Genomic DNA, 1059 nt, shown 5'->3' on the forward strand with positions numbered 1-1059 from the left:
TGTTCCATCCCGGATGATCACATAGACCCTCGCCGTTCTGCCCTGTTCATGGCAAGATCGATCCTGCGCGAGGTTCGGGAGGGGGTGGGGACATGCTGATCTCTCTGCACAAGCAGGCAACCACGACGCCGAAGATCCGGGCGGCGATCCAGGCGAGCAGCGAACCGGCCTGGCTGGTGGCCGCGCGCTACGGGATCTCCGAACAGACGGTGTGGAAGTGGCGGAGCCGTGACGACGTCCACGACCGGAGCCACACGCCTCATCGGTTGCAGACGACGTTGACGCCGCCTCAGGAGGCGGTCGCGGTGGCGCTGCGCAAGGCGCTTCTCTTGCCGCTCGATGACCTGCTCGCGGTGGTGCGCGAGTTCCTCAATCCGCACGTCTCGCGCTCGGGCCTCGACCGCTGCCTGCGCCGCCATGGGGTGGGCAACCTGCAGGCGCTGAAGCCGAAGGAGGCCAAGCCCGCGCATGGCACTTTCAAGGCCTACGAGCCGGGCTATCTGCACATCGACATCAAGTATCTGCCCCAGATGGCCGACGAGGACCGCCGCCGCTATCTCTTCGTGGCCATCGACCGGGCGACGCGCTGGGTCTTCGTGCGCATCTATCCGGCGCAGACCGCGGCCAATGCGCGCCGCTTCCTGCGCGATCTGGAGCGCGCGGCCCCGATGAAGATCACCCGGGTGCTGACCGACAATGGCAAGGCTTTCACCGACCGGCTGTTCGGCCTGCGCAAGCGCGCCGCCACCGGACAGCACGAGTTCGACCTCCTTTGCGCCGACTTTGGCATCGAGCATCGTCTGACCCCGCCGATGCGGCCGCAGACGAACGGCATGGTCGAGCGCTTCAACGGCCGGATCGAGGACGTCCTGCAGAGCCACCGCTTCCACAGCGGCGAGGACCTGGAGCAGACCCTCCTGCGCTACGTCCACCTCTACAACAGCCAGCTCCCGCAATCAGCCCTGAAGGGCAGAACGCCCATCGCCGCCCTCAAGGACTGGCAACGCCAAAGGCCCGAGCTGTTCAGGAAGCGCGTCTACAATCACACGGGATGCGACA

1 protein-coding gene is annotated in these 1059 nt (G+C 66.3%); it reads left to right on the top strand.

What is annotated here, in order from left to right; genetic code table 11:
* Window positions 1-92 precede the first annotated feature (92 nt).
* Window positions 93-1059 (top strand): IS481 family transposase (locus IE126_RS25710; RefSeq protein WP_189383235.1); only part of this gene is annotated, 967 nt, incomplete at its 3' end.

It is taken from the genome of Gemmobacter nanjingensis (assembly GCF_014652195.1).
GTDB classification, from domain to species: Bacteria; Pseudomonadota; Alphaproteobacteria; order Rhodobacterales; family Rhodobacteraceae; genus Gemmobacter; species Gemmobacter caeni.